The organism is Massilistercora timonensis (assembly GCF_048354975.1).
GTDB lineage: Bacteria > Bacillota > Clostridia > Lachnospirales > Lachnospiraceae > Massilistercora > Massilistercora timonensis.
The window spans coordinates 1-6,198 of the sequence record NZ_DBGCJQ010000049.1; the positions used below are offsets into that span (position 1 = coordinate 1).

At 52.3% G+C, this 6,198-nt stretch carries 5 protein-coding genes; 3 read left to right on the plus strand and 2 right to left on the minus strand.

All coding sequences use genetic code 11. The features are described 5' to 3' along the window. From ACML7B_RS04200 to ACML7B_RS04210, 3 genes are all read left to right on the plus strand, one after another. Positions 1-311 (plus strand): TrkA C-terminal domain-containing protein (locus ACML7B_RS04200; protein WP_418539424.1); only part of this gene is annotated, 311 nt, incomplete at its 5' end. 85 nt (positions 312-396) lie between these two features. Further along, positions 397-2,151 (plus strand): ABC transporter ATP-binding protein, encoded by a 1,755-nt coding sequence (locus ACML7B_RS04205; protein ID WP_418539425.1) that lies wholly within the window; start codon positions 397-399, stop codon positions 2,149-2,151. Then, positions 2,144-3,907 carry an ABC transporter ATP-binding protein gene (locus ACML7B_RS04210; RefSeq protein WP_418539426.1) on the plus strand — a complete coding sequence of 588 codons (1,764 nt, stop codon included), beginning with the start codon at positions 2,144-2,146 and terminating at the stop codon, positions 3,905-3,907. Before ACML7B_RS04205 ends, ACML7B_RS04210 begins: the two co-directional genes overlap by 8 nt. 71 nt (positions 3,908-3,978) lie before the next feature. Here ACML7B_RS04210 and ACML7B_RS04215 read toward each other — a convergent pair whose 3' ends face one another. Together ACML7B_RS04215 and ACML7B_RS04220 are read right to left on the minus strand one after the other, a co-directional pair. Next, a complete protein-coding gene (locus tag ACML7B_RS04215) occupies positions 3,979-4,182 on the minus strand; it encodes a hypothetical protein (protein WP_106788757.1) in 204 nt (67 codons plus the stop codon). Between the two features lie 142 nt (positions 4,183-4,324). Then, positions 4,325-6,022, minus strand: coding sequence for a hypothetical protein (locus ACML7B_RS04220; RefSeq protein ID WP_418539427.1), 1,698 nt, complete (start codon positions 6,020-6,022; stop codon positions 4,325-4,327). Between the last annotated feature and the right edge of the window lie 176 nt (positions 6,023-6,198).

Here is a 6,198-nt window from a genome sequence, read left to right on the forward strand (position 1 = left end):
GGAACCACCGGCTTTTGGTTCCCCGGGGAAATATGGCGCTGCAGGCCGGGGACGACATGGTGCTGGGCGCGGAGTCCTTCCACGACGATGGCGAGCACATCCGGCTTAAGGAGATGGTCCTGCAGAAAAACCATCCCTGGATCGGACAGCGTATCCAGGAACTGGAGATCTCCCGCCAGTCCATTATCGTTCTGGTCCGCCGCAACAAGCGGGTGCTGATCCCCAACGGGAACATGATCCTGCGGGAGGCAGACACTGTGGTCCTCTATACCCAGACCCATGTGACCGACGCAACGGAGATCGAGCTGTAAATCATTGGACTTTCTCCCCCTTTCCCCGTATAATAGGAACGGTTATACTATTTCCAAATCTGAAATCAGAAAGGACTTTCCATACATGAGACAATTATTTCGCTATCTGAAACCCCATCCGGTCATCACCGTGCTGGCCCCTCTTTTTAAAATGCTGGAGGCCACCTTTGAACTGTTCGTCCCCCTGGTGGTGGCTCAGATGATCGACGTGGGCATCAACGGAAACGACGGCCCCTACCTGTGGAAAATGGGAGGGCTTTTGATCCTCCTTGGCATAGTGGGGTTTTCCTTCTCCCTCACCGCCCAGTACTTCGCGGCCAAATCCGCAGTCAGCGCGGGAACCGCCATCCGCAGCGACCTGTTCGCCCACATCAACACCTTCTCCTACCAGGAGATCGACGCCATCGGCACTTCCACCCTGATCAACCGGATGACCAACGACGTGAACCAGGTACAGAACGGCATCAACATGTTCCTGCGGCTGTTCCTGCGCTCCCCCTTCGTGGTCTTCGGCGCCATGATCATGGCCTTCACCGTAGATGTCCGGGCGGCCCTTCCCTTTGCGGTCACCATCCCGGTGCTCCTGGTGGTGGTCTTCGCCATCCTGCTTTTCTCCATGCCCCTCTATAAGAAGGTGCAGCGGCAGCTGGATCAGGTACTTCTGACCACCAGGGAAAATCTGCTGGGGATCCGGGTGGTGCGGGCCTTTGGCCGGCAGCGCCAGGAGCGGGAGAGGTTCCGCCAGGAGACAGACGCCCTCTATGGGAAACAGATCTTCGTAGGGAAGATCTCCGCCCTCTTAAATCCCCTTACCTATGTGATCATCAACCTTGGCATTATCGCCGTCCTGTATTTCGGCGGACGCCAGGTGGATACCGGAAGCCTGACCCAGGGCCAGGTGATCGCTCTTATCAACTATATGTCCCAGATCCTGACGGAGCTGGTGAAACTGGCCAACCTGATCATCCTGCTCTCAAGGGCTCTGGCAAGCCTGGGCCGGATCAATGTGATCTTCGGCGTTACCCCCTCCATCCCGGAGGAAGGCGCAGACGTTCCAGAGTCCGCCTCTTCTCAGTCTCCCGCTCTTTCCTTTGAGCATGTAGGCTTCACCTATGAAGGAGCCTCCAGCGAGACGCTCCGGGATATCAGCTTCTCCCTGCAGCCCGGCGAGATCCTTGGCATCATCGGCGGAACCGGCTCAGGAAAATCCACGCTGGCCAACCTGATCCCCCGGTTCTATGATTGTACCTCCGGAACCATCCGCCTGTTTGGCCGGGACATCAAGACTCTGCGCCCCGCCTCCATCCACAGACGGATCGGCGTGGTGCCCCAGAAGGCAGTCGTCTTCTCCGGCTCCCTGCGGGAAAACATGCGCTGGGCCAAAAAGGACGCTACCGACCAGGAGATCTACCGGGCGCTTGATATCGCCCAGGCCCGGGAATTCGTAGACCTTAAGGAACAGGGACTGGATCTTAAGATCCAGCAGGGAGGCAGCAATCTCTCCGGCGGCCAGAAGCAGCGTCTTACCATCGCACGGGCACTGGTGGGACAGCCGGACATCCTGATCCTGGACGACAGCGCCTCCGCGCTGGACTTCGCCACCGACGCCAGGCTCCGCAGAGCCATCCGGGAAAATACGGAAAATATGACGGTGGTCATCATCTCCCAGCGGGTCTCCGCCATCCAGGGCGCTGACCACATCCTGGTGCTCTACGACGGCGCGCCCGCCGGCTACGGCACTCACGAAGAGCTGCTCTCTTCCAGCCAGGTCTACCAGGAGATCTGCGCGTCCCAGTCCGCCGGGAAATCAAAAGGAAAGAAGGCCACAGCCAATGCGTAATACTACCGGAAACGACAAAAATCGACAGACTCTCAGACGGATCCTTCGCTACATCCGTCCCTACTGGCCTCTGGTGATCCTCTCCCTTCTTCTGTCTGCCCTGACGGTAGGGCTGACCCTCTATGTCCCCATCCTCACCGGGCGGGGCGTGGATTATATCATTGGGAAAGACCAGGTGGATTTCACCGGGCTTCTGGCCGTGATCACAGGGATCCTGATCTCTGTGGCCGTCACCGCTGTTGCCCAGTGGATCATGAACCATATCAACAATAAGATCACCTACCGGGTTGTCCGGGATCTGCGGGTCCAGGCCTTCGACCATCTGGAAGAGCTTCCTCTGTCCTATGTGGACCGGCATGCTTCCGGAGATCTTATAAGCCGGATCGTCACAGATATCGATCAGTTCTCCGACGGGCTCCTTCTGGGATTCACTCAGCTCTTCACCGGCGTGGCCACCATTGTGGGCACCATCGCCTTCATGCTGAGCATCAATCCCTGGACCACCCTGATCGTGGTGGCGTTAAGCCCCCTTTCCTTTGTGGTGGCAAACTTTGTATCCAGGAAATCTTTTACCATGTTCAAGAAACAGTCGGAAACCCGGGGAGAACTGACTGGATTTACCAATGAAATGCTGGGAGGATTAAAAGTAGTGCAGGCATTCGGCCATCAGGAGGAGGCCTGCCGGGAATTTGATGAGATCAACCGACAGCTTGCCCAGTATTCCCTGAAAGCTACGTTTTTCTCCTCCATCACCAACCCCACCACCCGGTTCATGTATTCCGCCATCTACGCCGGCGTAGCCATCGTGGGCTGCTTCTCCACCATAGCAGGAGCCCTTACGGTTGGACAGCTCTCCAGCTTCTTAAGCTACACCAACCAGTACACCAAGCCCTTTAACGACATCACCAGCGTGCTGACGGAATTTCAGAATTCCATTGCCTCCGCCGCCCGGGTCTTTGAGCTTCTGGACGAGCCTGCCGCCCCGGCGGAACCGGCGGATGCAGTCGTTCTGTCTGAGCCGGAAGGACGGATCCTCCTTGATCAGGTTGACTTCTCCTACACACCGGAAGTTCCCCTGATCCAGAATCTGAACCTGTCTGTGGAGCCTGGACAGCGTATCGCCATTGTCGGTCCCACGGGCTGCGGAAAGACCACCCTCATCAACCTGCTGATGCGCTTCTACGACGTACGGGCGGGTTCCATCCAGGTGGACGGCCACGATATCCGGCAGATCACCCGCCAGTCCCTGCGCACCAGCTATGGTATGGTACTCCAGGAGACCTGGCTTAAATCCGCCTCCATCCGGGACAACATTGCTTACGGGCGTCCGGACGCCACAGAGGAGGAAGTGATCGAAGCAGCCAAGAAGGCCCACGCTCACAGCTTCATAAAGCGTATGCCGGAAGGCTACGATACCATTATCACAGAAGGCGGCGGCAACCTGTCCCAGGGGCAGAAACAGTTACTGTGTATCGCCCGGATCATGCTGTGCCTGCCTCCTATGCTGATCCTGGACGAGGCCACCTCCTCCATCGATACCATGACGGAGATCCGTATCCAGCGGGCCTTTGAAACCCTGATGCAGGGGCGCACCAGCTTCGTGGTGGCCCACCGGCTCTCCACCATCCAGACTGCGGATGTGATCCTGGTGATGGATCAGGGCCATATCATCGAGCAGGGAAACCATGAGGAACTGCTGGCAAAGAAAGGCTTCTACTACCGGCTCTACAACAGCCAGTTCGCGGTGGAAAACTAGCTACAGTAAAATAAAACGCCCCGGGAATATATACCATTCCCGGGGTGTATTTCATTTTGTTCTAAATAGTTCTACCGCAGCCCATAGATCTGATACATGGACAGCATGTTCTGATACTGCATCTTATTCCCCATCAGCTGCCGGTAAGTAGCGCTTTTCTCCCTGCCCTCCGCCTTCAGCTTCTTCATCTTCTGATCCGCAGTCTCATAATTTTCTTCCACTGCTCTTAGCATCTTCTCAAATGCTTCCAACCGCTGTTCCTGCTCTGCTATCATCTTGCCACTCTCCTATTCCTTCCAGATCACAACTTCATTTTATCAATCTCCTGACAGAATGACAATGACATTTTTACAGTACTCTGTATACATAAAAGCAGCGCCCTGCGGTCACTTATTCCACAGGGCGCATGGTTATGAATTATCTGCTGTATTTTTTCCTACGGTTGTAAAAAACGGTGACCGTCAAAGCCACACCCGAAGCCAGCATAACCGCAAGCCAAAGGGTAATATTGCTGTCATCGCCGGTCTGCGGAGAACTTGTGTCATTATCTGACGTTGTTCCCGTTGCGGGTTTCTTTTCCAAGTTCGCAATAGCATTCTCTATAGCTAAAGCCATATTGTCTACTTTGTCCTGTTCTGTAATGTTTTTTCCACGGACAACCGTATTGACAGCGGCTTCAACTGTTGAAAAATTCGTGTAATCGTCAGGGTTTAAAGCGTCTGCTTTCGCTATGGCTTCGTCTACTTTAGAATAATCTGCCTCCTTGTATTCGAGAGCAGCGATGGCGTTCTCAATTGCCTTTGCCATATCGTCAACCTTTGACTGCTCTGCGATGCTTAACGAAGTGTCAACACTGTCTATCGCTTGTTGTAAAACAGATACTGTTTCATCAGTGTAAACGGAGACATCCTGTGGAACTTTATCTAATGCTGCATTAACTGCTGTGTAATTAGCTAATCTGTTTTTCAAATCCCAACTGAAAGTGGGGTGCTCGATTCCTTCTACCCATGCAGCTCCCTGTGAGGCATTGTTTTGCAGCGAAACGAGAATGTCATTGTCTGTAAAATCAGTTGCCGCCTTTGCACAAGGTGCCGGATCAAAGCTCGTATCGATAGCAAAACTACCATTCTCTAATTTCGTAATGACACGATATCCATTATCACTTTCTTCATAAAAACAGTTCGCAACTGTTGGGGTTCCTGTAAGATGAGCAATTACAGCTGTATTTTCCTTTGCCACACTTGATATATTGCTGCTCACCATTATGCAGTTGTTGATTTTAACATTTTCTTTATTATTATAGTTGTTAAAAAAAGCCAATAACCCTCCAACGGTAGAATCCGGATCTTCGCTGACGATTGAGCCATTAAACCAGCAGTCTGAAATCACAGAAGTTTCTCCGGCTATTGACCATTGGCCGACCAATCCTCCGACACTATCACTATATTTGGAATTTCTGCTAATGATTTTTGCGTCAGAACCACATCCAATAATTTGCGTCCCGTGCATACATGAACCAGAAATTCCGCCTACGCTTCGCCAGCCATTGACACTTTCTACAGTGCCGGATGTGTAACAGTTTATTATCTTGCCGTTCTCTACCAGAGCCGCGATAATACCAAGGTGCATGCTGTTATCATCGGCATACAAATTCGCATCCACAACGCTTAGATTCTGTATTACGCCACCCTGTACATAACCAAACAGTGAATCATACGAGTTTTCTTTCCCAGAACAGTTTAAATTGTATATAGTGTGCCCCTGTCCATCGAAAGTACCCTTGAAAAAGTAATCGTCATCTACATTTCTGTTTGTAATCGGCGTCCAGGTGTACCCTCCAAGATCTACATCACAGTCTAAATAGACGATCTTATTCTCAAATGTGTTGCCTGTAGATGCATTTGTATCAATGCCGATATTGGTAAGTTCTGCAAATCCTGCCAGCTGTTCTGCTGTTTTGATGTGAAATTCCGTATCGGTTTCATTATACCAGCTTGTATCCGCCGTACCGTCCCATTTGTCGGGCTCTTCATTTGCCGCAAACGCCGTTGCCGGTATGAGCCCGACGCAGAGCAGCATACATAAGAGTACACTTAACAATCGCTTAATTTTCATCTTTTCACATCCTTTCAATCAAATTTTAGTTACTCGGGCAAACACAAAAAAGCGCATCCCATCCGTTGTAAATCGGACAGAATACGCCTTCTGTTTTTGTGCAGTTTTCAGCTCGACCGGAAAAAGGGCAGACTTACGCTTTACTTGCTTGCTTGCTTGCTTGCTTGCTTGCTTGC

Excerpts from the sequence above, each read along its gene's own strand:
- ACML7B_RS04205 (WP_418539425.1), top strand. The coding sequence starts at position 397 with ATGAGACAATTATTTCGCTATCTGAAACCCCATCCGGTCATCACCGTG.
- ACML7B_RS04210 (WP_418539426.1), top strand. The coding sequence starts at position 2,144 with ATGCGTAATACTACCGGAAACGACAAAAATCGACAGACTCTCAGACGG.
- ACML7B_RS04215 (WP_106788757.1), bottom strand. The coding sequence starts at position 4,182 with ATGATAGCAGAGCAGGAACAGCGGTTGGAAGCATTTGAGAAGATGCTA.
- ACML7B_RS04220 (WP_418539427.1), bottom strand. The coding sequence starts at position 6,022 with ATGAAAATTAAGCGATTGTTAAGTGTACTCTTATGTATGCTGCTCTGC.